This window comes from Nitratireductor sp. StC3, from assembly GCF_003015025.1.
GTDB classification, from domain to species: Bacteria; Pseudomonadota; Alphaproteobacteria; order Rhizobiales; family Rhizobiaceae; genus Mangrovimarina; species Mangrovimarina alexandrii.
Map to the genome: position 1 here is coordinate 114,676 of NZ_PYBP01000005.1, position 26,504 is coordinate 141,179.

Consider the following 26,504-nt stretch of genomic DNA (forward strand, 5'->3'; position numbering starts at 1 on the left):
GGATGGGGCCGAATTAGCCGCGGCCGAACCCGCCCGCCGTCGGGGTGGTCACGATCACCGCCTCGCCCGCCTCGATGACGGTCTGGTCGCAGGCCTTCAGCGTCTCGAGCGTGCCGTCGGCGCGGCGCACCTCGGTCCGGCCGACCTGGCCGTCGCCGCCACCGGCCGCGCCGCGCGGCGGGCTCGTGCGGTGCGAGGACAGGATCGCGCATTCCATCTCCTCCAGGAAGCGGATGGTGCGGCGGGTGCCGTCGCCGGCGTTCCATTTTCCGGTGCCGCCGGAGCCGGTGCGGATATGGAAATCCTCCAGCAGCACGGGAAACCGCAATTCCAGCACTTCGGGGTCGGTCAGGCGCGAATTGGTCATGTGGGTATGCACGCCGGAGGTGCCGTCAAAGCCGCGGCCGTCGTTCATGCGCCCGGCCGGCGAGCCCGAACAGATGGTCTCGTAATATTGGTAGGTGGCGTTGCCGAAGGTGAGATTGTTCATCGTGCCCTGGGCGTTGGCGAGCGCGCCCATGGCGCCGAACATGGCGTTGGTGACGTGCTGGGAGGTCTCGACATTGCCGGCGACGACGGCCGCCGGATAGGCCGGCCGCAGCATGCATCCCTCCGGGATGACGATGTTGACCGGCCGCAGGCAGCCGGCATTCATCGGGATCTGATCCTCGACCATGACGCGGAAGGCATAAAGCACGGCCGCGCGGGCCACCGGTTCGGGGGCGTTGAAATTGTTGTTGTGCACCGGCGAGGTGCCGGTGAAGTCGACGGTCGCCTCGCGCTTTTGCCGGTCGACGGAGATTTTCACCTTGATCAGCTGGCCGGTGTCGGTGGGATATTCGTATTCCGACACGTCGGGCAGCCGGTCGAGCACGCGGCGCACGCTTTCGGCGGCATTGTCCTGGACATGGCCCATATAGGCCTCGACCACGTCGAGCCCGAACTGGGCGACCATCTTGCCGAGCTCGGCGACGCCCTTTTCGTTGGCGGCGATCTGGGCCTTGAGATCGGCGATGTTCTGGTGCGGGTTGCGCGCCGGCCAGGCGTGGTCGGTCAAAAGCTCGTGCAGTTCCTTCTCGCGGAAGCGCCCGCGTTCCACCAGCCGGAAATTGTCGAACAACACGCCTTCCTCGTCGACAGTGGTGGCGAGCGGGGTCATCGAGCCCGGCGCGGTGCCGCCGACGTCGGCGTGGTGGCCGCGCGAGGCGGCCCAGAACAGGATTTTTTCGCCGGCCTCGTCGAAGACCGGGGTGACCACGGTGATGTCGGGCAGATGGGTGCCGCCATTATAGGGCGCGTTCAGGGCAAAAACGTCGCCCGGCGCGATGTCGCCCCGGTTCAGGCGGATGACGGTTTCGACGGAGCGGTCCATCGATCCCAGATGCACCGGCATATGCGGTGCGTTGGCCACAAGCGCGCCGTCGCGGTCGAACACCGCGCAGGAGAAATCGAGCCGTTCCTTGATGTTGACCGAGTAGGCGGTGTTCTGCAGCGTCACGCCCATCTGCTCGGCGATCGACATGAACAGGTTGTTGAACACTTCCAGCATGACCGGATCGGCCTCGGTGCCGATCGCGGCCTGGCGCGCCTTGCGCTCGACACGGCTCAGGAGAACGTGGTTGCGCGCCGTGATCTCGGCGCGCCAGCCCGGCTCCACGACGATCGTCTGGTGATCCTCGATGATCAGCGCCGGCCCGGCGAGCCGGTGTCCGGGCGCCAGATCGCCGCGCCGCACGACGCGGGCGTCGCGCCACTCGCCCTCGCTGAAGAACTGCGTCGTCTCGCCTGCGTTCGCATCGACCGCGTCGAGGCGGGCCTCGGTCTCGTCGGTGCCCTGGTCGCGCATGTCGATGCCCTCGACGCTGATCGCCTCGACGATCATCGGCTTGTCGTCGTAGACGAAGCCGAACTGGGCCTTGTGCGCGGCCTCGAAGCCGGCGACGGCGTCGGCGACCGAAAAGCTTTCGAAATCGACCGGCAGGGCGGTGTCGGTGCCGTCGTAGCGAACCTGAAGCACCGGGCGCCAGGCGATTTCGTCCTCGGCGATGCCCTGATCCGTCAGTTCGGCAAAGACCGCTTTCTTCAAGCCGCGCACGGCAAGGCGGATATCGTTCAGCGAGGCCTCGGCAAGCGGTTTCAGCAAAGCCTGCTGGCGCGAGGCGAAGACGGCGGCAAGCCCGATGCCGTAGGCCGACAGCAGGCCGGAGAACGGGTGGATCAGGACCGATTCCATGCCGAGCGCGTCGGCGACCAGGCAGGCGTGCTGGCCGCCGGCGCCGCCGAAGGAGTTGAGCAGGTAGCCGGTGACGTCGTGGCCGCGCTGGACCGAGATCTTCTTGATCGCATTGGCCATGTTCTCGACCGCGATCGTGATGAAACCTTCGGCGACCGCCTCGGGCGAGCGGCCGTCGCCGATTTCGGCGGCCATGGCCTGGAAGGCCTCGCGCACCGCCGCTGCATCGAGCGCCTGGTTCTGGCCGGGGCCGAAGATCGCCGGGAAGAAACCGGGCTGCAGCTTGCCGAGCATGACATTGGCGTCGGTGACGGCGAGCGGGCCGCCGCGCCGGTAGCAGGCGGGACCCGGATTGGCGCCGGCCGAATCCGGCCCGACCTGGAAGCGCCCGTCCTGGAAATGCAGCACGGACCCGCCGCCGGCGGCCACCGTGTGGATGCGCATCATCGGCGCGCGGATGCGCACGCCGGCGACCTCGGAATCGAACACGCGCTCATATTCGCCGTCATAGTGGGTGACGTCGGTCGAGGTGCCGCCCATGTCGAAGCCGATGGCTTTTTCGAAACCGGCGCTGCGCGCGGTCTCCACCATGCCGACCACGCCGCCGGCGGGTCCGGACAGGATCGCGTCCTTGCCCTGGAAGCGGTCGGCGGCGGTGAGGCCGCCCGACGACATCATGAACATCAGGCGCGCCGTCGCCGCGGCCTGGTCGCCGTCGGTCTCGATGTTGAGCGCGTCGGCGACCCGGCGGACATAACGCGCCAGGATCGGCGACAGATAGGCGTCGACCACGGTGGTGTCGCCGCGGCCGACCAGCTTGATCAACGGCGAAACCTGGTGGCTGACGGATATCTGCGAAAAGCCGATGCGGTGGCACAGGCTTGCCGCCATCACCTCGTGGCCGGGCGCGTTCCAGGCATGCATGAAGACGATGGCGACCGCGTCGATGCCGTCGCGGCGGGCCTGGGCGATCTCGTCCTCGACGGCGTCGAAATCCGGCACGGTCTCGACCAGCCCGTCGGCGCGCACCCGCTCGTCGACCTCGATGACTCGCTCGTAAAGCTGCTCCGGCAGGAGGATTTGCTTGGCGAAAATGTCGGGCCTGGCCTGGTAGGCGATCTTGAGCGCGTCGCGGAAACCCTTGGTGATCAGCAAAAGGACCCGGTCGCCCTTGCGCTCCAAAAGCGCGTTGGTGGCGACCGTGGTGCCCATCTTGACCTCGCCGATGCGCTGCGAGGGCACCGGCTCGCCCGCCGCGACGCCCAGCAGGTCGCGGATGCCCTGGACGGCGGCGTCGTCATAGGCTTCCGGGTTTTCCGACAAAAGCTTGCGCGCGTGCAGACCGCCCTCCGGGTCGCGGCCGACAATGTCGGTGAACGTGCCGCCGCGATCGATCCAGAAGTCCCAGGTCGCGCTCATCGGTGTCTCCACGCATTGATGGACAGTGTGATGCCGGATTTGCTATACAGCAAATCAAATGATTTTCGTCAACATTTTATAGATAAATCGAGATTGAGAGCGCGCCATGAGCGAAACCACGCCAACAATCGGGCCCGTCGTGCTGGCCTCGCATCTGGCCGAGGGCACCATGCCCGCACTGTCGGAAATGGAATTCGCGCTGACCGTGCTCACCAACGCGTTTCAGCGCTGGATGGTGCGCTGCATGGCCGCGGCCGGCGTCACCGGGCTCGCGCCGATCGACGTTCATATCCTGCACGCCGTCCATCATCGCGGCCGCGAAAAGACGCTGGCCGAACTGTGCATGGTGTTCAACATCGAGGACACGCATGTCGTGTCCTATGCGCTCAAGAAGCTGGAGAGCATGGGGCTGGTGGAAACCGGACGCCGGGCGAAGGAAAAGACCGTAACGATCACCGAGACGGGTGCGGCCGCCTGCCGACGCTATCGCGAGGTGCGCGAGGCGCTGCTGGTGTCGGGCGTGAAGGCCCTGAATACCGACGAGGACGAGGTGAGCCGGATCGCCGCGCTGATGCGTGCCCTGTCGGGACAATACGATCAGGCAGCGCGCAGCGCGGTGACCATGTAGGCCGTTTTGGCCGTTTACGGATTGTGTCCTGCCGTAAGCCGATGTGACGAAACGTTTCCTTTCGGCCGGAGTTTTTCCGGCAACGGCCTCAAGCGGCCAGGATTTCGAAGAAAGGAGCCCGTCATGAAAAAACTGATCGTCGCCACGACATCGGCCATCGCGCTGCTGGGGCTCGCGGCCTGCAGCGACAATACCGACACCACCACCACCCAGAGCGTGGAGCCCGATGTGCAGGAGACCCAGCCGATCGAGCCGGCCGATCCGAACGCGGCGCCGGCGCCGTCCGAAGAGCAGCCGGCCGACGACGGCGAAGTGCGCCCGGTCGACTAGGCTTGTACACGGCTGCAAGCCAGCCAGGCCCGACGGGAAAGCCGGCCTTGCGCCGGCTTTTCGCGTTTCGGGCTTTGGCGCGCCGCCTCCGGGGAACGCAATGGCGCCGAAACGACAGGTCGCAGTCGATCGCTCCCGCGACGGATTATCGCCGGGGGCAGCGCTCGCATTCGTCGCCGATTCACTTTAGACAGGGCCCATGTCGATCTGGGGCCGATTTGGTGAATTCATCAGCCGGGTGACGTCGGGCGCGGTCGCCGGCGTGGCCGACGTCGTGGAGGCGGTGCGCACCGCCTTCGAGGGCGATCCGGAACTGCGCCGCAAGGTGGCGTTTTCGATCGCCATGATCGCGCTGTCGGCCAAGATGGCCAAGGCCGACGGCATCGTCACCCAGGACGAGGTGCGTGCCTTCCACGAGATTTTTGCCGTGCCGCGCGAGCAGGAACGCAATGTCGCGCGCCTCTACGATCTCGCCACCGCCGACACCGCCGGGTTCGAGGCCTATGCCGAACGCATGGCGCGGCTGTGCGGTTCGGGCGAACGCAATTGCCGCATGCTGGAGGATATTCTCGACGGGCTGTTCCACATCGCCAAGGCCGATGGCTATCTGCACGAGCGCGAGGTCGCGTTCCTGCATCGGGTCGCGGAGATCTTTGCGATCGACGCGCGGCGCTTCGACGGTATTCTCGCCCGCCACGCCGTGCGGCCGGCCGACGACCCCTACGCGGTCCTGGGTGTGACGCGCGACACGCCGTTCGAGGCGGTGCGCCGGCGCTACCGCGAACTGGTGGCCGAAAACCATCCCGACCGGCTAATCGCGCGTGGCGTGCCGGAGGAGTTTTTGGCGATCGCCAACGATCGCGCCGCCGCCATCAACGCCGCCTACGAGGCGATCGAGCGCGGCCGCGTTTCGGCATGAGCGGCTTTGCCGCCGACCACCAGGGCGCGCGGGTCAGGCCGTCGCCCAATCATGGCGAACGCCGGGGCGTCGCCGGACCCGACATGATCGTGCTGCACTATACCGGGATGGAGAGCGGGCAGGGGGCCGAGGACTGGCTATGCGACCCGCAAAGCGGGGTGTCGTCGCATTATCTCGTCCATGAGGACGGTGCCGTGGTGCAGATGGTGGCGGAGGCCGCGCGCGCCTGGCATGCCGGCAAGAGCTTCTGGCAGGGCGAGACCGACATCAATTCGCGCTCGGTCGGGATCGAAATCGTCAATCCGGGCCATGTTCTGGGGTACAGGGCCTTTCCGGACGCCCAGATCGAGGCGGTGATCGCGCTGTGCCGCGATGTTGCAGTGCGGCATGCGGTCGCGCCGGCGCGGGTTCTGGCGCATTCGGACGTGGCGCCGGGACGCAAGATCGACCCAGGCGAGAAATTTCCCTGGGCGCGGTTGCACGCCGCCGGGATCGGTCATCTGGTGACGCCCGCGCCCGAGACGGCGGGGCCGGTTCTGGGACCGGGCGACAGCGGTCCGTCGGTCGTGCGCTTGCGAAGCGATCTCGCAAGATACGGCTATCTTGTTGAAATCGATGATCTTTTCGACGAGTGGACCGGGACGGTGGTCGCGGCCTTTCAAAGGCATTTCCGCCCGGCGCGGGTCGACGGCCGCGCCGATCCGGCGACCGTCACAACATTGACCCGGCTTCTGGAGGCGTCCCCCGCTTGACGCTGCGTAAGCGGATCGCTTCCTCTATCTTCTTGTAACACAAAGAGAAAAAAGTTGAGCTTGACGGCCATTTTTGCCGCCCAATCCGGCGGCATCTGGCGGTTTCGCACTCGTTCCGGGTCCTTTGTGTGTGGATCCGGGAGCGTATCGGAAAACCGCCGTCCCCGAACGCGGACGCCAAGCCAGAGACCCAAGACAACATGAAGAAACGAAGCCTGATTTCGGCGATGCTCGTCGCCGGACTGACGATGCCTGTCGCCCATGCCCAGGAGCAGCCGACGAGCCTTCATCCCGCCAACCTCGAAAAGGTCTTTACCAAAACCGACGCGAAGGCCGAGCGGGCCGGCAAGGCCAAGTCCGCCGACGCGTCGAAGTCGGCCGCGGCGGCGCGCGATGGCAAGGTCCGCTATGCGACCAGCTATGCCAAGGCCGAGGCGGAGCGCGCGGCAAGCCGGGCAATCGACAAGATGACGACCGGTGCGATCGAACGCGGCGAGGCGAAGAATTTCGCGCGCAGCAGCGACAAGGTGAAGGCCAGGCGGAAACCCGCCGAGGCCAGCCAGACGGCCAAGGTCGGCAAGACCGCCAAGACCGTTAAGGCCACAAAGGGCGGCAAGGGCGGTTACCACGGCATCATCGCCCGTTATGCCTCCAGCTACGGTGTGCCCGTCAGCCTGGCGCGGGCCGTGGTGCGGGTGGAAAGCAATTTCCGGGCGAACGCGCGCGGCAAGGCCGGTGAGATCGGGCTGATGCAGATCAAGCCGGCCACGGCGCGCATGATGGGGTATCGCGGTTCGACCAAGGGGCTGTTCAATCCCGAGACCAACATCAAATACGGCATGAAATATCTCGCCAAGGCGCACAAGCTCGGCGGCGGCTCCACCTGCGGAACGATCCTGAAATACAATGCCGGCCACGGCGCCAAGCGCATGAACCGCATTTCGGCGGCCTATTGCAGCAAGGTCAAGCGGCATCTGGGCGGCTGACCCGCCGGCCGTGCGGGTGTCGCAACGGGCGTGACCCGTGCCGCAAGAAATGCGGCGCGGGGCTTGCGTTTTCGCCCGCCGATGCCTTTATGCGTTCTGCCAGTCGGCCGGGCGGCCGCGCGCGCAAGCGCCGAAAGGCGGCGTGCGAGGAAAGTCCGGGCTCCATGGAAACACGGTGCCGGCTAATGGCCGGCGGGGGCGACCCCAGGGAAAGCGCCACAGAAAGCAAACCGCCCCGCCTGCAAACCGGTCGCCGCGCACAGGCCGCGCGGACCGGTTCGTTGGCGGGGCAAGGGTGAAAGGGTGGGGTAAGAGCCCACCGCGCTGCTGGTAACAGCAGCGGCACGGCAAGCCCCACCGGGAGCAAAACCGAATAGGGACGGTGCGGGAGGCGACTCCCGGGCAGTTTCCGGCCCAGCCGTCCGGGTTGGTTGCAAGAGGCGGGCGGCAACGTCCGTCCCAGATGAATGGCCGCCACGTTCCGGCGCCCTCGGGGGCCGGGGCCATACAGAACCCGGCTTATAGGCCGACTGGCATTTTTCTCGTGTTTGCGGGCGGTTGCCCGCATTCCATAACATGTCGATTCACGTTGTTGCGTGCGTGATTCAGCGTCCTCGCGCACCGAATCACGCGCGTCCGGCAACCCCGTCTTGACGTCAGGCCGCGAGCGCCGCGGCGATCGCCTTCCACAGTTCTTCCGTCGGTTCGCAGCCGACCGAAAGCCGCACGAAGCCCGGATCGACGGCATCGCCCCAGCGCGCACGCCGTTCGGCGGAGGTATGGACCCCGCCGAACGAGGTCGCCGGCTGGATGAGCGTACAGCGCTCTATGAAGGTTTCGGCCTCCTCCGCGGAGGCGAGGGTGAGGCCGATCAGGAAGCCGAAGCGCTGCATCTGGCGCGCGGCGAGCGCGTGGCCGGGATCGTCCTTCAGGCCGGGATAGCGCAGCGCACGCACGCGCGGGTGCTCCCGCAGCCGCGTGGCGATCAGCTCGGCCGAATTGCACATGCGCTCGAAGCGCACCTCCAGCGTCTCCAGGCCGCGATGCACCAGCCAGGCCTCGAACGGGCCGGGTATGCCGCCGGCGAGCTTGCGCCAGTCGCGCACCGACGCGACAATCGTCTCGTTGCGGCTTGCCACATGGCCGAACAGCGCGTCGGAATGGCCGTTGGGCGCCTTGGTGTCGGCGGCGACGACGACGTCGACGCCGAGGTCGAGCGGACGCTGCCCGTATGGGGTCATGGTGGTGTTGTCGGCCACGACCAGCGCGCCGGCCGCCCGTGCCCTGGCAGCGACGGCGGCGATGTCGCAGAGATCGAGACCGGGATTGGCTGGCGTCTCGATGAAGACCAGCCGATAGCCGTCGAAACCGCCGTCGAGAAAGCCGGCGGTCGGACGGGTGTCGAAGCCGATCCCCATCGGCGCCAGAAAACGCTCGGCCAGAACGCGGACCGTGTAATAGCCGTCGGCCGGCAACAGCACGCGCTCGCCGGTTTTCAGCAGCGAAAACAGCACCGCCGAGATCGCGGCCATGCCGGAGGGGAAGGCGAGCGCCGGCGCGTCCTCCAGATGACCCAGCAGCTTTTCCACGCCGTCCCAGGTCGGGTTGGCGAAGCGGCCGTACTGGCTGACGCCGGCCGGGTCGCCGGGCAGGTGGAACATCGCCGCCATTGTGAGCGGCAGCGGCACCGGGTCGCCTTTTTCCAGGCCCTCGCGGCGCAGATGGGCCAGGCGGGCGGCGCGGTCGCTGGAACTGTCGGTCATGCTGTCTTGCCTTTTTGTAGGGGCGACGGGGCAACGAAAGCGCGTGAAGCCGTAGGCGGTTTCGGCCGCGGAGGCCCCGAAACAGGGCCCTAACCCTTCGTTAGGCTTAATGGAGCATAAATCGGGCATCGCGGCGAGGTGCGCGCGAGATCGCTTCGGTGAGAAGGGAAGCTGGCATAATCCCATTGACGCCCATATTGGCCCATGATATCCCAAAAGCACATTCCGAATTTCGTTCCAGTGGCGAGTGAAGCGTCTTTTCATCCGGCCGTCGCGGCGGCGGGTGCGGGGATGTTTGCCGTTGGGCATGAATCGGGCGGGGGGCGCCGGAGACCGTGTTTCGGCGCGGAAAAAAGAATGAAGGAATTGGCGGCGTCGACGGCGTCCGTGTCGCGTGATGGATCGTTTCCTTTCCAGTGCAGTCAACCGGATCGACGCCAAGGGCAGAGTGTCGGTGCCAGCGCATTTTCGCGCTGTGCTGCAAAAGAAGGGATTTGCCGAACTCTACGCGCTGCGTGCGCTCGACATTCCGGCCCTGGACGTGGGCGGGCTCGATCTGCTGGACCGCTACGAGGCGCGGATCGAGCAGGAAGACCCGTTTCTGCAGACCGCGGACGACATGTCCTTCTTCTGCCACGGCGACGGGGCCTTTTTGAAGATCGACCGCGAGGGGCGCATCATGGTGAGCGATTTCATGCGCGAGCATACCGGCATCGACGCGGATGTCGCCTTTGTCGGACGGGGGCATTTTTTTCAGATCTGGCAGCCGGAGCGCTTGAAGGCCTACGGGGCGGAGGTGCGCGCGCGGCTTGCGAAACTGCGTCAGTCCGCGGTTCGGGGGCGACCGGGCGAGGACCGGGAATGATGGCGGGCCCCGGCGGCCGCGAGGACGCCGGTGGCGGACCGGCCCGCCACATTCCCGTCCTGCTCGACGCGGTGATCGCCGCCCTGCGTCCGCAACGCGACGCGCTTGTCGTCGACGGCACGTTCGGCGCCGGCGGCTATACGCGCGCCCTGATCGAGGCCGGCGCCAGGGTGATCGGCATCGACCGCGACCCGGACGCGATCCGTCACGGCGCGGCTCTCGTCCAGGCGTCCGGCGGCCGGCTGCGGCTCGTAGAGGGTCGTTTTTCCGAACTCGACAGGCTTGCCGGCGAGCCGGTCGACGGCGTCGTGCTCGATATCGGCGTTTCCTCCATGCAGCTCGACCAGGCCGAGCGCGGCTTTTCCTTCCGCCGCGACGGCCCGCTCGACATGCGCATGGAGCGCTCCGGACCGTCCGCCGCCGACATCGTCAACAGTTTCAAGCCCGGCGACCTGGCGCGGATTTTCGGGATTCTTGGCGAGGAGCGCCATGCCGGACGGATCGCGCGCCTGATCGAGCGCCGGCGGGTCCAAAAACCCTTCACGCGCACGCGTGATCTCGCCGATGCGATCGAGGCGCTGGTCGGCCGCCACCCCAAGGACAAGATCCACCCCGCGACCCGCTGTTTCCAGGGGCTGCGGATTTTCGTCAATGACGAACTCGGCGAGCTGGCCCGGGCCTTGTTCGCCGCCGAGCGGGCGCTGCGTCCGGGCGGCCGGCTTGCGGTCGTGACCTTCCATTCGCTGGAAGACCGGATCGTGAAGCGTTTCCTGGCCGACCGCTCCGGCGCGGCCGGCGGTTCGCGCCACCTGCCCGAACCGGCCGCCAAGATCGCCACCTTCGACAAGCCGGACCGCATGATCGCGGCCTCCGACGCGGAGGCCGCGGCCAATCCGCGGGCGCGCTCGGCCAAATTGCGTGCCGCCACGCGGCTCGACGCACAAGCCGGCGCGGCGGATTTCACCCTGTTCGGCTTGCCGAAGCTGCCGGCGCCCGGCCACGGCGCGGAAAGGAGCTAGCGTGTTTCGCACGACCGACATGGTTTTGATCGCGGTCATGATCTCGGCGGCCGCCTTCACCTACAAAACCAAGCACGAGGCCGAAAACCAGTTGGACGCCCTGCGCAAGATCGAGGCGCGGCTTCGCCTGGAGCGGGAGACCATCGATCTCCTGAAGGCCGATTGGAGCCTGCTCACGCAACCCTCGCGCCTGCAAAAGCTGGCGGAAACCTATCGCGAAGAGCTCGCGCTCGAGCCGGTCGAACCCTACCAGATCGCCGGTCCGGCGGAGCTTCCCGAACGGCCGGCCGAGCCCGAACCCGACCCGTCGACGACCGCCGGCGCGGCCGGGCAGGCGGGCGCGGACGGGATCGTCACCGGGAGCACCGAACCATGAGGGGCATGCCCGGTCTCGGCAACATTCTGGCCCGTTTCGCAAAACGCGGCGGCGAGGGACGCCCCGGCGGCTCCATCGTGGTCGAGGGCGCGCGCAAATCCAGCGGCGGGCGCTCGCGCTCGCGCGTCATCATGGCGATGGGGGTGTTTTTCGCCCTTTACGGCGCGATCGCCGGCCGATTGGTCTATCTCGGCCTGCAGGACGTGGAGGTGACCTATGTGCCGGGTGCCGACCGCTTGCTGGCCGCGCGCCCCGACATTGTCGACCGCAACGGCCAGGTGCTGGCGACCGACATCAAGTCCGCCTCGCTCTACGCCGAGCCGCGCCGCATCGTCGATGCGGACGAGGCGGTTGAGCGTCTGGCCACGGTGCTGCCGTCGCTCGACTACGAACGCACCTATTCCAGGCTCAAGAGCGGCGCCGGCTTTGCCTGGCTCAAGCGCGAGATCACGCCCAAGCAGCAGAACGAGATCCTGCAGCTCGGCATTCCCGGCATCGGTTTCCGCCCTGAAAAGCGCCGCTTCTATCCGGGCGGGCCGACCGCCTCGCATATTCTGGGCCTGGTCAATGTCGACAATCAGGGCATCGCCGGCATCGAGAAATATGTCGACGATCAGGGGCTGGCGGATCTGCGCGCGGCCGGGCTGGTGAGCGATGCCGCGCTGGCGCCGGTGCAATTGTCGATCGACCTGCGCGTGCAGCATATCGTGCGCGACGAACTGGCCGGCGCGATGGAGCGCTATCAGGCGATCGCGGCCGGCGCGGTCGTGCTCAACGCCAAGACCGGCGAGGTGGTGGCGATGGCCTCGCTGCCGGACTTCGATCCCAACAATCCGGTCACCGCGCACCAGAAGGACCGGCTGAACCGGATGACGGCCGGCGTGTTCGAGATGGGCTCGACGATCAAGAGCTTCACCACCGCGATGGTGCTCGATTCCGGCAAGGCGACGCTTGAAAGCCGCTTCGACGCCACCCGCCCGCTGAGGATCGGCGGTTTCACCATCCGCGACTTCCACGGCAAGGGGCGCGTGCTGACGGTGCCGGAAGTGTTCATCTATTCCTCCAACATCGCTTCCGGCCGCATGGCCGAGGCCGTGGGCATCGAGGGGCACAGGGCGTTCCTGAAGCGCATCGGCCTGCTGGACCGCATGCAAACCGAACTGCCTGAAATCGCGACCCCGACCGAGCCGGCGACGTGGAAACGGATCAATTCGATCACGATCTCCTTCGGGCACGGCATGTCGACGACGCCGCTGCAGACCGCGGTCGGCGCGGCCGCGCTGATGAATGGCGGCAAGCTGATCCCGCCGACCTTCCTGCCGCGCACCGAGGCCGAGGCGACCGCGATCGCCGAGCAGGTGCTTGCGCCCGAAACCAGTGCCGCGATGCGTTATCTCTATCGTCTCAACGCGGAAAAGGGTTCTGGCCGGCGCGCCGAAGTGCCCGGCTACCGGGTCGGCGGCAAGACCGGCACGGCCGAGAAAGTGGTCAATGGCCGCTATTCCAGCAGCAAGCGCTTCAATGCCTTCCTGGCCGCGCTGCCGATGGAGGACCCGCAATATATCGTGCTGTCGATCGTCGACGAACCCCAGCCGGAGCGGCCCGGAATCGGCGCGACGGCCGGCCTCAATGCGGCCCCGGTTGTGGCCAATATCATCCGCCGCGCGGCGCCGCTTCTTGGCGTGAAGCCGGATTTCGGCCAAGAAGACGCCGCAACGCTGGTCTCGCACCAATGATTCTGCGCCGGTCAGACCCGGCGGCAGCCACACGGATTTACATGAAGCTCAGCGACCTTGCCGATCTCTTCCCCGACAACACCGTGCCGAGCGGCGGGGTCGCGCTCGCCGGGCTTAGCTCGGATTCGCGGGCGGTCGGCCCCGGCTTTCTGTTCGCCGCGCTGAAAGGCGTGAAGACGGACGGGATGGCCTATGCGCGCCAGGCCGCCCAGGCGGGCGCGGTCGCCATCCTGGCCGGGCCGGACGCGGATGCGGCGGATCTCGACATACCGGTTCTTCGCGTCTCCGACCCGCGCCGCACGCTGGCGCTGGCGGCGGCGCGCTTTTATGCCGGCCAGCCCGAAACCATGGTCGCGGTGACGGGCACGGCCGGCAAGACCTCCGTCGCCTCCTTCGTGCGCCAGATCTGGGAGCGCACCGGCCAAAAGGCCGCCAGCATCGGCACCACCGGGCTGAGCGCGCCCGGCCGCGAGGAATACGGATCGCTGACCACGCCGGACCCGGTGGCGCTGCAGAAATTGTTGCGCGAACTGGCCGATGCCGGCGTCACCCATGCCGCGATGGAAGCCTCCAGCCACGGGCTCGACCAGCGCCGCCTCGACGGGGTGCGGCTTGCCGCGGCCGCGTTCACCAATCTGGGGCGCGACCATCTCGACTACCACCCGACGCTCGAAGACTATCACCGCGCCAAGATGCGCCTGTTCGACACGCTGTTGCCGAAGGGCGCGCCGGCGATCGTGTTCGCCGACGATCCCTGGTCGGCGGCCACCATCGAGGCGGCCGAACGCGCCGGCTGCAAGGTGTTGACCGTCGGCCGCCGCGGCAAATTCATGAGCCTGAAGCGCGTCGAGCACGAGCGCCAGCGCCAGCGTGCCGAAATCGAGGCGGACGGCAAGATTCACGAGATCGTGCTGCCGCTCGCCGGCGATTTCCAGATCGCAAACGCGCTGGTGGCCGCCGGGCTGGCGGTCGCAACGGGCACGCAGACCGAGGCCGCGCTGCGGGCGCTGGAAGATTTGCGCGGCGCCTCGGGCCGGCTCGAACTGGTCGGCCAGACCGGTGCCGGCGCGCCGGTCTATGTCGACTACGCCCACAAGCCCGAGGCGCTCGAAAACGCGCTTTCCGCGGTGCGGCCGTTCACCACCGGCCGGGTGGTGGTCGTGTTCGGCTGCGGCGGCGACCGCGACCGCGGCAAGCGGCCGATCATGGGCGCGATCGCGACGCGGCTCGCCGACGTGACGATCGTGACCGACGACAATCCGCGCAGCGAGGTGCCGGCCGAAATCCGCGCCGAAATCCTCGCCGACGCGCCGGGCGCGGTCGAGATCGGCGACCGGCGCGAGGCGATCCGCACGGCGGTCTCGATGCTGCGTGCCGGCGACACGCTGGTGGTGGCCGGCAAGGGACACGAGGAGGGACAGACGATCGGCGAGGTGACCCATCCGTTCTCCGATCACGCCGAACTCCGCAAGGCATTGGCGGAGCAGCGGACATGAGCGAATTGTGGACGGCGGAGGCGATGGTCGCGGCCATGGAAGGCCGCCCGTTCGGGCAGTTGCCCAAATCGGTTTCCGGCGTTTCGATCGATACGCGCACGCTCAATCCGGGCGAGGCGTTTTTCGCCATCAAGGGCGAGACCTTCGACGGCCACGATTTCGCGACCGCGGCGGTTGCCGCCGGCGCGGCGCTGCTTGTGGTCTCCGAAGGGCGCCTGCCGGGGCTCGGTCGGCTGACCTGTCCGATGATCGTCGTCGACGACGTGCTCATCGCGCTGGAACGGCTGGCAGAAGCCAGCCGCCGGCGCTCGAAGGCCAAAATCATCGCCGTCACCGGCTCGGCCGGCAAGACCACGACCAAGGAAGCGCTCAGGCGCGCGCTTTCCGGTTCGGGCACGGTGCACGCGGCGGAACGCTCCTTCAACAATCATTGGGGCGTGCCGCTGACCCTGGCGCGTATGCCCGCGGACACCGATTTCGGCGTGTTCGAGATCGGCATGAACCATGCCGGCGAAATCCGCCCGCTGGTCAAGCTGGTGCGCCCGCATGTGGCGATCGTCACCCTTATCGCGGCCGCGCATCTCGGCCATTTCCATTCGCTCGACGACATCGCCCGCGCCAAGGCCGAGATTTTCGAGGGGCTGGAGCCGGACGGCCATGCGCTGATCAACCGCGACGACGCGCGCTGGCGCATCCTGCGAAAGGCCGCCAAGGATGCCGGCGTCAAGCATATTCATGGCTTCGGCGAGCATGCCCGCGCCACCTACAGGCTGGTCCAGGCGGTTCTGAAACCCGATCATTCGAGCATCACCGCGCGGATCGGCGGCAGCGAAATCGTGGCGCGGATCGGCGCGCCTGGCCGGCATATGGTGCAAAACGCGCTCGCGGTGCTGGGCGCGGCGCATCTGGTCGGCGCCGATGTTGCCAAGGCGGCCGGCGCGCTCGGCACCTTCCAGGCGGAAAAGGGCCGCGGCGCGCGCCATGTGCTTGCCCATCCCGACGGGCCGGTCACGCTGATCGACGAAAGCTACAACGCCAACCCGGCCTCGATGAAGGCGGCGATCGCGCTGCTTGCCGGCACGCAGACCGGCCAGGACGGACGCCGGATCGCGGTTCTGGGCGACATGCTCGAACTCGGCGCGCATTCGGCCGGGGAACATGCCGGGCTCGCCGAGGCGATCCTGGAGGCCGGGATCGACCGGGTCTATCTGGCCGGCGAGGCGATGGCGGCCCTGCGCGACGCGCTTGCACAGCATGTCGCGGTCGACTATCGCCCGACGCGCGAGGAATTGCAGCCGGTGCTGGTCGCCGGGGTCGGGGGCGGCGACGCGGTGATGGTCAAATCGTCGCTTCGGCTCGGCTTTGCCGGGCTGGTCGACGCGCTTTTGGAAAAATATCCTCCGCAACAGACTTCGACCGCGGCGGACGAGGGGTGAAGAGGGGGATTTCCAGCACATGCTCACCTTGCTGGTAAGTGCGGCCGACCAGTTCTCGGTCTTCAACGTCTTTCGCTACATCACCTTCCGCACGGGAGGCGCGCTGATCACCTCGGCGCTGATCGTGTTCATGTTCGGACCGGTGATCATCAACTCGCTGCGCGTGCGCCAGGGCCGCGGCCAGCCGATCCGCGCCGACGGGCCGCAGACCCATTTCAAGAAGGCGGGCACGCCGACCATGGGCGGCCTGATGATCATGACCGGCATCATCTGCTCGTCGCTTTTGTGGGCAAATCTGTCGAGCGTCTATGTGTGGACCGTGCTCCTGGTCACGCTGCTGTTCGGCGCGATCGGCTTTTACGACGACTACATGAAGGTGACGAAGCAGTCGCATCTCGGCATATCGGGCAAAGTGCGGCTCCTGGCGGAATTCCTGATCGCCGGCACCGCGGCCTGGATCATCATGCGAAACGGCCAGGCGCCGTTCTCCTCATCGCTCACCTTTCCCTTCTTCAAGGACCTGATCATCAATCTGGGCATCTTTTTCGTGCCGTTCGCCGCCTTCGTCATCGTCGGGGCCGGCAACGCGGTCAATCTCACCGACGGTCTCGACGGGCTCGCCATCGTGCCGGTGATGATCGCGGCCTCGTCCTTCGGCGTCATCGCCTATCTGTCCGGCAACGCGGTCTTCGCCGACTATCTGCAGATCCATTTCGTGCCGGGCACGGGCGAGCTGGCCGTGGTGCTGGGGGCCGTCATCGGCGCCGGGCTCGGGTTTTTGTGGTTCAACGCGCCGCCGGCCGCCATCTTCATGGGCGATACCGGCTCGCTGGCGCTGGGCGGCCTGATCGGCACGATCGCGATCGCCACCAAACACGAGATCGTGCTGGCGATCATCGGCGGGCTGTTCGTGATGGAGGCGCTGTCGGTCATCATCCAGGTGGCGGTGTTCAAGATGACGGGCAAGCGCGTCTTCCTGATGGCGCCGATCCACCATCATTTCGAGAAGATGGGCTGGACGGAAAGCCAGATCGTGATCCGCTTCTGGATCATCGCGGTCATCCTGGCGCTGATCGGCCTATCGACGCTGAAGCTGAGATAGAGATGATCGCAGCGTGCAGTTTCAACGGCAAGACCGTCGCCCTGTTCGGGCTCGGCGGGTCGGGCATCGCCACGGCGGCCGCGCTCGCCGCCGGCGGGGCGCGGGTGATCGCCTGGGACGACAATCCCGAAAGCGTGGCGCGGGCCGGGCGCGAGGCGATCGCCACGCAGGACCTGCGCGCCATCGACTGGAGCGGCGTTGCCTCGCTGGTTCTGTCGCCGGGCGTGCCCCTGACCCATCCCAAGCCGCACTGGAGCGTGGAGCTGGCGCGGGCTGCCGATGCCGAGATCATCGGCGATGTCGAACTGTTTTCGCGCGAGCGCGCCGCACGCGCGCCCGACGCGCCGTTCATCGCGATCACCGGCACAAACGGGAAATCGACCACGACCGCGCTGATCGGGCATATCCTGACCCATAGCGGTCGCGATGCGCAGATCGGCGGCAATATCGGGCGCGCGGTGATGACGCTCGATCCGCCGGCCGCCGGCCGCTCCTACGTGGTGGAATGTTCGTCCTTTCAGATCGACCTGGCGCCCTCGATCCGGCCGACCGCCGGCATCCTGCTCAATCTTTCGCCCGACCATCTCGACCGCCACGGCACCATGCAGCATTACGCCGCGATCAAGCAGCGGCTGGTCGCCGGCAGCGATCTGGCGATCGTCGGCGTCGACGACGTGTGGGGCGCGCAGATCGCCGACCGGCGCGAACAGACCGGCGCCGAGCTGGTTCGTATCTCCAAGCGCCTGGCGCTCGCCAACGGGCTGTTTGCCGAAGGCACGGAACTGAAGCAGGCCCGCGAAGGCAAGGTGCGCCGGCTCGCCTCGCTGGCCGGAATCGGTGCGCTGCGCGGTCAGCACAACGCCCAGAACGCGCTCGCCGCGATCGCCGCCTGCCGCAAGATCGGCGTCTGCGACGCCGACATCCAGGCGGGGCTTGCGAGCTTCCCCGGCCTGGTCCACCGCATGGAGCAGGTGGCGCGGCGCGGACATGTGCTGTTCGTCAACGATTCCAAGGCCACCAATGCCGATGCCGCGGCCCCTGCGCTGTCGAGCTATCCGCGCATCTACTGGATTGCCGGCGGGCTCGCCAAGGAGGGCGGCATCGAGCCGCTGCGCGGCCTGTTTCCGCGCATCGCCAAGGCGTATCTGATCGGCGAGGCGGCGCCGGCCTTTTCGGCGACGCTGGGCGACATGGTGCCCTACGAAATCGCCGGCACGCTCGAGGCCGCGGTCGCCCATGCGGCCGCCGACGCGCAGAACGACCCGGCCGGCGAGGCGGTTGTGCTGTTATCCCCGGCTTGCGCAAGCTTCGATCAGTATAGGAATTTCGAGGTGCGCGGCGACGCCTTCAAGGCTGCCGTGCGCGGCCTTGCCAATATCGAACCGATCGGAGGGACAAGCTGATGGTCAGTCGTGTCGACAAAGGGCCGGTCGCCAATTGGTGGTGGACGGTCGATCGCTGGTTTCTGGCCGCCTTTTTAAGCCTGATGGTGCTCGGCGTCGTGTTGTCCTTCGCGGCCAGCCCGGCAGTGGCCGAGCGCATCGGCCTGTCGGAATTCCATTTCGTGGAACGCCAGATCATCTTCATGCTGCCGGCGGTCGGCGCCATGCTCGCAGTCTCCTTCCTGTCGCCGCGCAACATCCGCAGGCTGGCGCTGGTCATGCTGGCCGGGTCGCTGGTCGCGATGGTGCTGGTGCTTTTCGTCGGGGTCGAGGTCAAGGGCGCGCGGCGCTGGATCTCGCTTCTGGGCGTCTCCGTCCAGCCGTCGGAATTTCTCAAGCCGGCCTTCGTGGTGATCTGCGCGTGGCTGTTTGCCGAACATGCGCGCCAGCCCGACATTCCCGGCAATCTCTTCGCCATCATCCTTCTGGGCCTGGCGCTGGCATTGCTTGTCGCCCAGCCCGATCTCGGCCAGACCATGCTGGTGCTGGGCACCTGGGGGGCGATGTTTTTCCTGGCCGGCATGCCGTGGCTGTGGATCGCCGTGCTCGGCGGTCTCGGCGCGGCCGGCGCAGTCGCCGCCTATTCGATCTTCCCGCATGTCGCCGACCGCATCGACCGCTTCGTCACCGGCGAGGGCGACACGTTTCAGGTCGATACCGGGCGCGAGGCGATCATCCGCGGCGGCTGGTGGGGCGAGGGCCCCGGCGAGGGCACCGTCAAGCGCATTTTGCCCGACAGCCACACCGACTTCATCTTCGCCGTGGCGGCGGAGGAGTTCGGCATCGTTTTATGCTTCATCATCGTCGGCCTGTTCGCCTTCGTCGTGCTGCGCGGCCTGCGCTCGGCGCTGCGCGAGGAGGACGATTTCGTCCGCTACGCCGTCTGCGGGCTGGTCGTGCTTTTGGGCTTCCAGTCGGTCATCAACATTTCCGTCAATCTCCAGCTGATGCCGGCCAAGGGCATGACGCTGCCGTTCATCTCCTATGGCGGTTCCTCGCTGATCGCGATGGCGATCTCGATGGGCATGGTGCTGGCGCTGACGCGACGCCGGCCGGAACGGCGCAAGACGTCGGATTTCCCGTTCGCGCCCGGCAGCGCCTTCGCGGCCAAGTAAGATGAGCCGCGGAACCATCCTGCTGTCGGCCGGGGGCACCGGCGGCCATCTGTTTCCGGCCGAGGCGCTGGCGCACGCGCTCAAGGCGCGCGGCTGGAGCGTGCATCTGGCCAGCGACGACCGCGCCGCCCGTTATGCCGGCTCCTTTCCCGCCGACGGTCATCACGTGATCACCTCGGCCACGATCGGCTCGCGCAATCCGCTCGCGGTCGCGCGCGCGTTCTGGGCGCTGTGGCGCGGCTATCGCGAGGCGTCGGCGCTGCTGCAGCGGCTGAAGCCGAAGGCGGTGGTCGGCTTCGGCGGCTATCCGACCCTGCCGCCCGTCTTCGCCGCGACCCGGCGCGGCATCCCCACCCTGATCCACGAACAGAACGCGGTGATGGGACGGGCCAACCGGGCGCTGTCGACCCGTGTGACCGCCATCGCCGGCGGGTTTTTGAAGGCCGAGGGGGCGCTGGCCGGCCGGATCGTTGAGACCGGCAACCCCGTGCGCCCGGCCGTGATCGAGGCCGCCGCCACGACGTACCGGCCGCCGGCGCCCGATGCGCCGTTCGCGCTTCTGGTGTTCGGCGGCAGCCAGGGCGCGCAGTTTTTCTCGCAAGCCGTGCCGCCGGCCATCGCGGCCCTGCCCGACGAGGCGCGCCGGCGCCTGCGCGTCACCCAGCAGGCCCGGCCGGAAGACGAGGCGGCGGTGCGCGCGGCCTATGAGGCGATGGGCGTTGCGGCCGAGATATCGCCGTTCTTCACCGACATGGCGGCGCGAATCGCGCGCGCGCATCTGGTGATCGCGCGCGCCGGCGCGTCGACCGTGTCAGAAATCGCGGCGATCGGGCGCCCGGCGCTGCTGGTGCCTTATCCGTATGCGCTCGATCACGACCAGGCGGCCAACGCCGCCGCGCTGGAGGCGGCCGGCGGGGCGGAAGTCCATGCCCAGGCGACGCTGACGCCGCAGACACTGCGCGACCTCCTCGACGGCTTGATGCGCGATCCCGCGAGACTGGGCGCCATCGCGGCGGCCGCCAGGACGGCCGGCAAGCCGGATGCGACCCGGTTGCTCGCCGACTTGACGGACGTTATTGCGTCGGGTCTGTCGGTTGACGCATTCAAGCAAGGAGTCCGATCATGAAGATGCCCGAGACGATCGGCCTGGTTCATTTCGTCGGCATCGGCGGCATCGGCATGAGCGGCATCGCCGAGGCGCTCGACAATCTCGGTTACGAGGTGCAGGGCTCCGACCAGTCCGACAACGCCAATGTGCAGCGGCTGCGCGACAAGGGCATCCGCGTTTTCGTCGGCCACGACGCGGCCAATCTCGGGGAGGCCGAGGTGGTGGTGGTGTCGACGGCGATCAAGAAGGACAATCCCGAGCTCGCCGCCGCGCGCGAACGCCTCCTGCCGGTGGTCCGGCGCGCCGAGATGCTGGCCGAACTGATGCGCTTCCGCCAGGCGGTGGCCATCGGCGGCACCCATGGCAAGACCACAACGACATCGATGGTGGCCACGCTGCTCGATGCCGGCGGACTCGATCCGACGGTGATCAATGGCGGCATCATCAACGCCTACGGCACCAATGCGCGTATGGGCGAAGGCGATTGGATGGTGGTCGAGGCCGACGAGAGCGACGGCACCTTCTTGAAGCTGCCGGCCGAGATCGCGGTGGTGACCAATATCGATCCCGAGCATCTCGACCATTACGGCAGTTTCGACGGCGTGCGCGAGGCGTTCCGCCAATTCGTCGAAAACGTGCCGTTTTACGGGTTCGGCGTGATGTGTATCGACCATCCCGAGGTGCAGGCGCTGGTTTCGCGCATCGAGGACCGGCGCGTCATCACCTATGGCGGCAATCCGCAGGCCGCCGTTCGGTTCGAAAATGTCAGCACGGAGGGAACCCATTCCCTGTTCGACATCGTCGTGCGCGACCGCAAGACCGGTCAGGTCAGCGACATTCGCGGCCTGCGCCTGCCGATGCCCGGCCGTCACAATGTCGCCAACGCGACGGCGGCGATCGCGGTGGCGCACGAACTGGGTATTTCGGCCGACGACATCCGCAAGGGGCTGCTATCGTTCGGCGGTGTCAAGCGGCGCTTCACCCCGACCGGCACCTGGAACGGGGTCCATTTTTTCGACGATTACGGCCATCACCCGGTCGAGATCTCCGCGGTTCTGGACGCCGCCCGCGAGACCTGCAAGGGCCGCGTCATCGCGATAGCGCAGCCGCACCGCTTCACCCGGCTGCACGATCTGTTCGACGATTTCGCCTCCTGCTTCAACGATGCCGACACGGTTCTGGTGGCGCCCGTCTATGCGGCGGGCGAAGACCCGATCGACGGCGTGTCGGCCGAGACGCTGGTGGCGCGCATGCGCGCGGGCGGCCACCGCGACGCGCGCGCGATCGCCGGGCCGCAGGCGATCGCGCCGATCGTGCGCGATCTCGCCCGCGACGGCGACTACGTGATCTTTCTGGGCGCCGGCAACATCACTCAATGGGCCTATCAGGTGCCCGAGGCGCTTGCCGGGGGCGGGGCATGAGCGGTGCGGCGCTCCTGGAGCGGCTGGGAGACCGGCTTTCGGCCGTGCGCGGGCGCATCACGCCCGACGCGGCGATGGACAAGATCACCTGGTTTCGGGCCGGCGGCACGGCGGATGCGCTGTTCCAGCCCGCCGACGAACAGGATCTGGCCGCGTTCTTGAAAGCGGTGCCGCACGACATCCCGATCACCGTCGTCGGCATCGGTTCCAACCTGCTGGTGCGCGAGGGCGGCATTCGCGGGTTCGTCGTCAGGCTGTCGGCCAAGGGGTTCGGCGCGGTGCAGGCGATCGGCGACGATCGCCTTCGCGCCGGCGCGGCGGCGCCCGACAAGCGCGTGGCGGCCGTGGCGCTCGAGGCCGGTCTCGGCGGCTTCCATTTTTATCACGGCATTCCCGGCGGCATTGGCGGGGCGCTGCGCATGAATGCCGGCGCCAATGGCGTGGAGACGCGCGAGCGCGTCGTGGAAGTGCGCGCGCTCGACCGCGACGGTACGCTCCACGTCCTTTCGAATGCCGATATGGGATATGCCTATCGCCATTCGGCCGCGCCGAAGGAGCTGATCTTCACCGAGGCGATTTTCGCCGGCGAGCCCGCCGACAAGGACGAGATCAGGGCGGCGATGGACGCCGTTCAGCATCATCGCGAGACCGTGCAGCCGATCCGCGAGAAGACCGGCGGCTCGACCTTCAAGAACCCGGAAGGGACGTCGGCCTGGAAGGAGATCGACAAGGCCGGCTGCCGGGGCCTGATGATCGGCGGCGCGCAGATGTCGCCCATGCATTGCAATTTCATGATCAATACCGGCACCGCGACCGGATACGATCTCGAGCTTCTGGGCGAGACCGTGCGCGCCCGGGTGCTGGAACATTCCGGCATCAGGCTGACCTGGGAAATCCGGCGCATCGGCGCCTTCAAGCCCGGTCACGAGATCGACGAGTTCCTGGGGCAGATGCTGTAGCCGGCACCCTTGCCGCTAAGCGCGCCGCGCCGAAGCGGGCAATCCGGGCACGAGCGGCCGCCAACCCGACATTCCAGACTTGCCAGCGGGCTAAAGCTCTGATTCTTTGGGGCCAAGCGTTTCCTGATTTGAGTCGTTTCACGCGTTCGCCGCGTTTTTGACTGGGGGGTCTTCCGCCGGTGGACTCGGACTCAAACCCGGATTGCGCGGAGAGGCCCGCCGAAGCAGGGGAAGTCTGGGTATGGCGAAAAAACACGTTGCCGTTCTGTTGGGGGGCTTTTCCTCCGAACGGCCTGTTTCGCTGTCGTCGGGCAAGGCCTGCGCGGACGCGCTGGAGGGCGAGGGGTATCGCGTCACGCGGGTCGATGTCGGCCGCGATCTCGGCCGGGTGCTGGCCGAGCTGCGGCCCGATGTCGCCTTCAACGCGCTGCACGGGCCGTTCGGCGAGGACGGCAAGGTTCAGGGCATCCTCGAATATCTCGAAATTCCCTACACTCATTCCGGCGTGTTGGCCTCGGCGCTGGCCATGGACAAGGAAAAGGCCAAACTCGTCGCCAGGGCGTCGGGTATTCCGGTCGCCGAATCGAAGATCCGCAACCGTTTCGAGATCGGCTCCCGGCATCCCATGAAACCGCCTTACGTGGTCAAGCCGGTCAATGAGGGGTCGAGCTTCGGCGTCGTCATCGTCAAGGCCGATCAGCCGCATCCGCCGCAAATCATCCAGTCGGACGACTGGAAATACGGCGACGTCGTCATGGTCGAGCGATTCGTGCACGGGCGCGAATTGACCTGCGCGGTGATGGGCGACGTGGCGCTCGGCGTCACGGAAATCGTGCCGGTGGGCCATTCCTTCTACGACTACGATGCAAAGTATGCGGCAGGGGGCTCAAAACACGAATGCCCCGCAAAAATTTCACCGAATATTTACCAAAAAATACAGACACTCGCGCTCAAGGCTCACCAAGCCATCGGCTGCCGGGGCGTGACCCGGTCCGACTTCCGCTACGACGACCGCCATTCGGACAATGGCGAGCTGATCTGGCTCGAGGTCAACACGCAGCCGGGCATGACGCCGACATCGCTCGTGCCGGAACTGGCCGCGCATGCCGGGCACGGGTTTGGTGAGTTGCTGCGTTGGATGGTGGAGGACGCTTCGTGTTTGCGTTGAGACCGGCAAAAAACCGCAAAACGGGCGCTTCGCTCCCGTCGCGGACGCTTGCCGGTTTTTCGGACGGCGTTCTGCCGCCATTGCTGCGCCGGCCGGCGCGCTTCCTGTCGCGCCTGGATGTCGATGCGGTCGAAGTGCCGCGTCACGCCATGCTGGTCGTCACGCTCGGCATGCTGGCGGCGACCGGCGCCTATGGCGCCGTCCTCGGCGGCCATACGCCGTCGATCGTCAAGGCGGTGACCGCGCGCAGCGGCTTCGCGGTCAACGATGTTCGCATTTCAGGTCATGTCGAAACGTCCGAGATCGACATTCTCGGCCGGCTGGAACTCGACGGATGGACCTCGCTGGTCGGGTTCGACGCCGACACCGCGCGCACGCGGATCGCCGCCATGCCGTGGGTGCGCTCGGCCTCGGTGCGCAAAATCTATCCCGACGCGATCGAGATCGAGATCGTCGAGAAACAGCCGTTCGCGATCTGGCAGCGCGGCAGCGACCTGACGCTGATCGAACGCGACGGGGCCGAGATCGCGCCCTATCGCAGCGACCGCTACGCCCAGCTGCCGCTGGTGGTGGGCACGGGCGCGGCCGAGCGCGCGCAGGCGATCGTGCGCAAGCTTGCGGCCCATCCCGCGCTTGCCGGGCGCGTCAGGGGGTTCGTGCGGGTGGCCGATCGGCGCTGGGATTTGCGGCTCGCCAACGGCGTGACCGTCAAGCTGCCGGAGAACGAGGAAGACCGCGCGATCGCCGAACTGGCCGCGCTCGAGCGCACACACGGGCTTTTGGAACGCGATATCGCCGCCGTCGACATGCGGCTGGAGGACCGTCTGGTGGTCAAGCTGACGCCCGAAGGGGCGGAGCGGCGCGACGCGGCCTTGAGCGGGCGCATCAAGGGCAAGCGCAAGGGGCGATCGATATGAGCTGGCTTGCCGCCCCCCGCGATACCGCCGCCCGCCGCTCCGGCGTGGTGACCGTGCTCGATGTCGGATCGAGCAAGATCTGCTGCATCATCGGCAAGCTCAGGCCGGCCGAAGGCGGCCAGCTTTTGAAGGGGCGCACGCACCAGGTCCGCATCGTCGGCATCGGCCACCAGAAATCGCAGGGCGTGAAGTCCGGCATGGTCGTCGATCTCGACCGCGCCGAGCACGCCATTCGATTGGCGGTCGACGCGGCCGAGCGGATGGCGGGCGTCACCGTCGATTCGCTGATCGTCAACCTGTCGGCCGGCCGGTTGAAAAGCGAGGTTTCGACCGCCACGGTCAATCTCGGCGGCCATGCCGTCGACGCCTCCGACATCAAGAAGGTGCTCGCCGCCGGCGCCAAGCAGGCCCTGGAGGCCGAGCGCGAATTGTTGCACTCGCTGGCCGTCGGGTTTGCGCTCGATGCCGAACGCGGCATCCGCGATCCGCGCGGCATGGTCGGCGAGACGCTGGGCGTCGACATGCATGTGCTGACGGCGGACGCGGCGCCGATTCGCAATCTCGAACTGTGCATCAACCGCGCCCATTTGTCGGTCGAGCGCATGGTGGCCACGCCCTATGCGAGCGGCCTGGCGGCGCTGGTCGACGACGAGGCCGAGCTTGGCGCAGCCTGCATCGACATGGGCGGCGGCACCACGACGCTGTCGGTGTTTGCGGAAGGAAAATTCGTTCACGCCGAATCGATTCCGGTCGGCGGCAACCATGTGACCCTCGATCTGGCGCGCGGCCTGTCGACCAGCGTCGAGGTGGCCGAGCGTTTCAAGGTCATGCACGGCTCGGCGCTGCCGAGCACCGCCGACGAGCGCGACATCGTCAATGTCCCCTCGGTCGGCAGCGGCGACGGCGACGAGCCGCTGCAGGTGCCGCGCGCGGTGATGACGCGCATCATCCGCGCGCGAGTCGAGGAGACGCTGGAACTGGTGCGCGAGCGGCTGGGACGTTCGGGTTACGGCAGCACGATCGGCAAGCGCGTGGTTCTGACCGGCGGCGCGAGCCAGCTCGTCGGCCTGCCGGAGGCGGCGCGGCGCATATTGGGGCGCAGCGTGCGCATCGGGCGACCGCTCGGCGTGGCCGGTCTTCCCGAGGCGGCCAAGGGACCGGCCTTCGCGGCTGTGGCCGGACTGATGATCTATCCCCAGGTGGCCTCGTTCGAAAACAGCCGGGTTTCGAAGTTTATGGGCATGCGCGCGACCGGAACGGGCGGGCGGTTCCTGCGTATGGGTCAATGGTTGAGAGACAGTTTCTAACTTTGAG

Annotated in this window: 22 protein-coding genes and 1 other RNA gene; 21 read left to right on the forward strand and 2 right to left on the reverse strand. The window is 67.3% G+C overall.

All coding sequences use genetic code 11. From position 1 onward, the window contains the following. Positions 1-13: 13 nt before the first annotated feature. On the reverse strand, positions 14-3,652 hold the full coding sequence (locus C7T96_RS12330; RefSeq protein WP_106571539.1) for a hydantoinase B/oxoprolinase family protein: 3,639 nt from the start codon (positions 3,650-3,652) through the stop codon (positions 14-16). 106 nt (positions 3,653-3,758) lie between these two features. Here C7T96_RS12330 and C7T96_RS12335 point away from each other — a divergent pair, with 106 nt between their 5' ends. From C7T96_RS12335 to rnpB, 6 genes are all read left to right on the forward strand, one after another. After that, positions 3,759-4,280 carry a winged helix DNA-binding protein gene (locus C7T96_RS12335; protein ID WP_106571540.1) on the forward strand — a complete coding sequence of 174 codons (522 nt, stop codon included), beginning with the start codon at positions 3,759-3,761 and terminating at the stop codon, positions 4,278-4,280. A 123-nt stretch (positions 4,281-4,403) separates the two neighbouring features. Beyond that, entirely contained in the window at positions 4,404-4,610 is a 207-nt protein-coding gene (locus C7T96_RS12340; protein ID WP_106571541.1) for a hypothetical protein, read from the forward strand. A 199-nt stretch (positions 4,611-4,809) separates the two neighbouring features. Further along, the gene (locus C7T96_RS12345; protein WP_106571542.1) at positions 4,810-5,529 is read left to right on the forward strand and encodes a DnaJ family molecular chaperone; all 720 of its coding nucleotides are present in this window, start codon (positions 4,810-4,812) and stop codon (positions 5,527-5,529) included. Continuing rightward, positions 5,526-6,281, forward strand: coding sequence for an N-acetylmuramoyl-L-alanine amidase (locus C7T96_RS12350; RefSeq protein WP_106571543.1), 756 nt, complete (start codon positions 5,526-5,528; stop codon positions 6,279-6,281). The genes C7T96_RS12345 and C7T96_RS12350 overlap by 4 nt, the downstream gene beginning before the upstream one ends. Before the next feature lie 200 nt (positions 6,282-6,481). Continuing rightward, on the forward strand, positions 6,482-7,267 hold the full coding sequence (locus C7T96_RS12355; RefSeq protein WP_199190472.1) for a transglycosylase SLT domain-containing protein: 786 nt from the start codon (positions 6,482-6,484) through the stop codon (positions 7,265-7,267). A 99-nt stretch (positions 7,268-7,366) separates the two neighbouring features. Then, an RNA gene (gene rnpB, locus C7T96_RS12360) (RNase P RNA component class A) lies at positions 7,367-7,805 on the forward strand. Between the two features lie 118 nt (positions 7,806-7,923). On the opposite strand, the gene C7T96_RS12365 is transcribed toward rnpB, so the two are convergent. Next, positions 7,924-9,030 carry a cystathionine gamma-lyase gene (locus C7T96_RS12365; protein WP_106571544.1) on the reverse strand — a complete coding sequence of 369 codons (1,107 nt, stop codon included), beginning with the start codon at positions 9,028-9,030 and terminating at the stop codon, positions 7,924-7,926. A 397-nt stretch (positions 9,031-9,427) separates the two neighbouring features. Here C7T96_RS12365 and mraZ point away from each other — a divergent pair, with 397 nt between their 5' ends. The 15 genes from mraZ to ftsA all read left to right on the forward strand — a co-directional run bounded on the left by mraZ (position 9,428) and on the right by ftsA (position 26,497). Then, positions 9,428-9,895, forward strand: a complete 468-nt coding sequence (mraZ, locus tag C7T96_RS12370) for a division/cell wall cluster transcriptional repressor MraZ (RefSeq protein ID WP_106571545.1) — start codon at positions 9,428-9,430, stop codon at positions 9,893-9,895. Continuing rightward, positions 9,892-10,914, forward strand: coding sequence for a 16S rRNA (cytosine(1402)-N(4))-methyltransferase RsmH (rsmH, locus tag C7T96_RS12375; protein WP_106571546.1), 1,023 nt, complete (start codon positions 9,892-9,894; stop codon positions 10,912-10,914). Before mraZ ends, rsmH begins: the two co-directional genes overlap by 4 nt. Position 10,915: 1 nt before the next feature. Then, positions 10,916-11,290 carry a hypothetical protein gene (locus C7T96_RS12380; RefSeq protein ID WP_106571547.1) on the forward strand — a complete coding sequence of 125 codons (375 nt, stop codon included), beginning with the start codon at positions 10,916-10,918 and terminating at the stop codon, positions 11,288-11,290. Positions 11,291-11,295: 5 nt separating this feature from the next. Beyond that, on the forward strand, positions 11,296-13,026 hold the full coding sequence (locus C7T96_RS12385; RefSeq protein WP_106571548.1) for a penicillin-binding protein 2: 1,731 nt from the start codon (positions 11,296-11,298) through the stop codon (positions 13,024-13,026). A 41-nt stretch (positions 13,027-13,067) separates the two neighbouring features. Next, positions 13,068-14,522 (forward strand): UDP-N-acetylmuramoyl-L-alanyl-D-glutamate--2,6-diaminopimelate ligase, encoded by a 1,455-nt coding sequence (locus C7T96_RS12390; protein ID WP_106571549.1) that lies wholly within the window; start codon positions 13,068-13,070, stop codon positions 14,520-14,522. Beyond that, a complete protein-coding gene (locus C7T96_RS12395) occupies positions 14,519-15,958 on the forward strand; it encodes a UDP-N-acetylmuramoylalanyl-D-glutamyl-2,6-diaminopimelate--D-alanyl-D-alanine ligase (protein ID WP_106571550.1) in 1,440 nt (479 codons plus the stop codon). Before C7T96_RS12390 ends, C7T96_RS12395 begins: the two co-directional genes overlap by 4 nt. Positions 15,959-15,977: 19 nt before the next feature. Further along, positions 15,978-17,060, forward strand: coding sequence for a phospho-N-acetylmuramoyl-pentapeptide-transferase (gene mraY, locus C7T96_RS12400; protein ID WP_106571551.1), 1,083 nt, complete (start codon positions 15,978-15,980; stop codon positions 17,058-17,060). A 2-nt stretch (positions 17,061-17,062) separates the two neighbouring features. Further along, positions 17,063-18,463, forward strand: coding sequence for a UDP-N-acetylmuramoyl-L-alanine--D-glutamate ligase (gene murD, locus C7T96_RS12405; RefSeq protein WP_106571552.1), 1,401 nt, complete (start codon positions 17,063-17,065; stop codon positions 18,461-18,463). Next, positions 18,463-19,617, forward strand: a complete 1,155-nt coding sequence (ftsW, locus tag C7T96_RS12410; RefSeq protein WP_106571553.1) for a putative lipid II flippase FtsW — start codon at positions 18,463-18,465, stop codon at positions 19,615-19,617. Before murD ends, ftsW begins: the two co-directional genes overlap by 1 nt. Before the next feature lies 1 nt (position 19,618). Further along, a complete protein-coding gene (gene murG, locus C7T96_RS12415; protein ID WP_106571554.1) occupies positions 19,619-20,743 on the forward strand; it encodes an undecaprenyldiphospho-muramoylpentapeptide beta-N-acetylglucosaminyltransferase in 1,125 nt (374 codons plus the stop codon). Beyond that, complete coding sequence (gene murC / locus C7T96_RS12420; protein WP_106571555.1) at positions 20,740-22,146, forward strand: UDP-N-acetylmuramate--L-alanine ligase; 1,407 nt, start codon at positions 20,740-20,742, stop codon at positions 22,144-22,146. Before murG ends, murC begins: the two co-directional genes overlap by 4 nt. Further along, the gene (gene murB / locus C7T96_RS12425; RefSeq protein ID WP_106571556.1) at positions 22,143-23,105 is read left to right on the forward strand and encodes a UDP-N-acetylmuramate dehydrogenase; all 963 of its coding nucleotides are present in this window, start codon (positions 22,143-22,145) and stop codon (positions 23,103-23,105) included. The genes murC and murB overlap by 4 nt, the downstream gene beginning before the upstream one ends. 241 nt (positions 23,106-23,346) lie before the next feature. After that, the gene (locus tag C7T96_RS12430; RefSeq protein WP_106571557.1) at positions 23,347-24,273 is read left to right on the forward strand and encodes a D-alanine--D-alanine ligase; all 927 of its coding nucleotides are present in this window, start codon (positions 23,347-23,349) and stop codon (positions 24,271-24,273) included. Then, entirely contained in the window at positions 24,261-25,190 is a 930-nt protein-coding gene (locus C7T96_RS12435) for a cell division protein FtsQ/DivIB (protein WP_106571558.1), read from the forward strand. The genes C7T96_RS12430 and C7T96_RS12435 overlap by 13 nt, the downstream gene beginning before the upstream one ends. Further along, complete coding sequence (ftsA, locus tag C7T96_RS12440; RefSeq protein WP_106571559.1) at positions 25,187-26,497, forward strand: cell division protein FtsA; 1,311 nt, start codon at positions 25,187-25,189, stop codon at positions 26,495-26,497. The genes C7T96_RS12435 and ftsA overlap by 4 nt, the downstream gene beginning before the upstream one ends. The last annotated feature ends 7 nt before the right edge of the window (positions 26,498-26,504 follow it).

Coding starts and splice junctions, on each gene's coding strand:
- C7T96_RS12330 (WP_106571539.1), bottom strand. CDS start 3,652: ATGAGCGCGACCTGGGACTTCTGGATCGATCGCGGCGGCACGTTCACC.
- C7T96_RS12335 (WP_106571540.1), top strand. CDS start 3,759: ATGAGCGAAACCACGCCAACAATCGGGCCCGTCGTGCTGGCCTCGCAT.
- C7T96_RS12340 (WP_106571541.1), top strand. CDS start 4,404: ATGAAAAAACTGATCGTCGCCACGACATCGGCCATCGCGCTGCTGGGG.
- C7T96_RS12345 (WP_106571542.1), top strand. CDS start 4,810: ATGTCGATCTGGGGCCGATTTGGTGAATTCATCAGCCGGGTGACGTCG.
- C7T96_RS12350 (WP_106571543.1), top strand. CDS start 5,526: ATGAGCGGCTTTGCCGCCGACCACCAGGGCGCGCGGGTCAGGCCGTCG.
- C7T96_RS12355 (WP_199190472.1), top strand. CDS start 6,482: ATGAAGAAACGAAGCCTGATTTCGGCGATGCTCGTCGCCGGACTGACG.
- C7T96_RS12365 (WP_106571544.1), bottom strand. CDS start 9,030: ATGACCGACAGTTCCAGCGACCGCGCCGCCCGCCTGGCCCATCTGCGC.
- mraZ (WP_106571545.1), top strand. CDS start 9,428: ATGGATCGTTTCCTTTCCAGTGCAGTCAACCGGATCGACGCCAAGGGC.
- rsmH (WP_106571546.1), top strand. CDS start 9,892: ATGATGGCGGGCCCCGGCGGCCGCGAGGACGCCGGTGGCGGACCGGCC.
- C7T96_RS12385 (WP_106571548.1), top strand. CDS start 11,296: ATGCCCGGTCTCGGCAACATTCTGGCCCGTTTCGCAAAACGCGGCGGC.
- C7T96_RS12390 (WP_106571549.1), top strand. CDS start 13,068: ATGAAGCTCAGCGACCTTGCCGATCTCTTCCCCGACAACACCGTGCCG.
- C7T96_RS12395 (WP_106571550.1), top strand. CDS start 14,519: ATGAGCGAATTGTGGACGGCGGAGGCGATGGTCGCGGCCATGGAAGGC.
- mraY (WP_106571551.1), top strand. CDS start 15,978: ATGCTCACCTTGCTGGTAAGTGCGGCCGACCAGTTCTCGGTCTTCAAC.
- murD (WP_106571552.1), top strand. CDS start 17,063: ATGATCGCAGCGTGCAGTTTCAACGGCAAGACCGTCGCCCTGTTCGGG.
- ftsW (WP_106571553.1), top strand. CDS start 18,463: ATGGTCAGTCGTGTCGACAAAGGGCCGGTCGCCAATTGGTGGTGGACG.
- murG (WP_106571554.1), top strand. CDS start 19,619: ATGAGCCGCGGAACCATCCTGCTGTCGGCCGGGGGCACCGGCGGCCAT.
- murC (WP_106571555.1), top strand. CDS start 20,740: ATGAAGATGCCCGAGACGATCGGCCTGGTTCATTTCGTCGGCATCGGC.
- murB (WP_106571556.1), top strand. CDS start 22,143: ATGAGCGGTGCGGCGCTCCTGGAGCGGCTGGGAGACCGGCTTTCGGCC.
- C7T96_RS12430 (WP_106571557.1), top strand. CDS start 23,347: ATGGCGAAAAAACACGTTGCCGTTCTGTTGGGGGGCTTTTCCTCCGAA.
- ftsA (WP_106571559.1), top strand. CDS start 25,187: ATGAGCTGGCTTGCCGCCCCCCGCGATACCGCCGCCCGCCGCTCCGGC.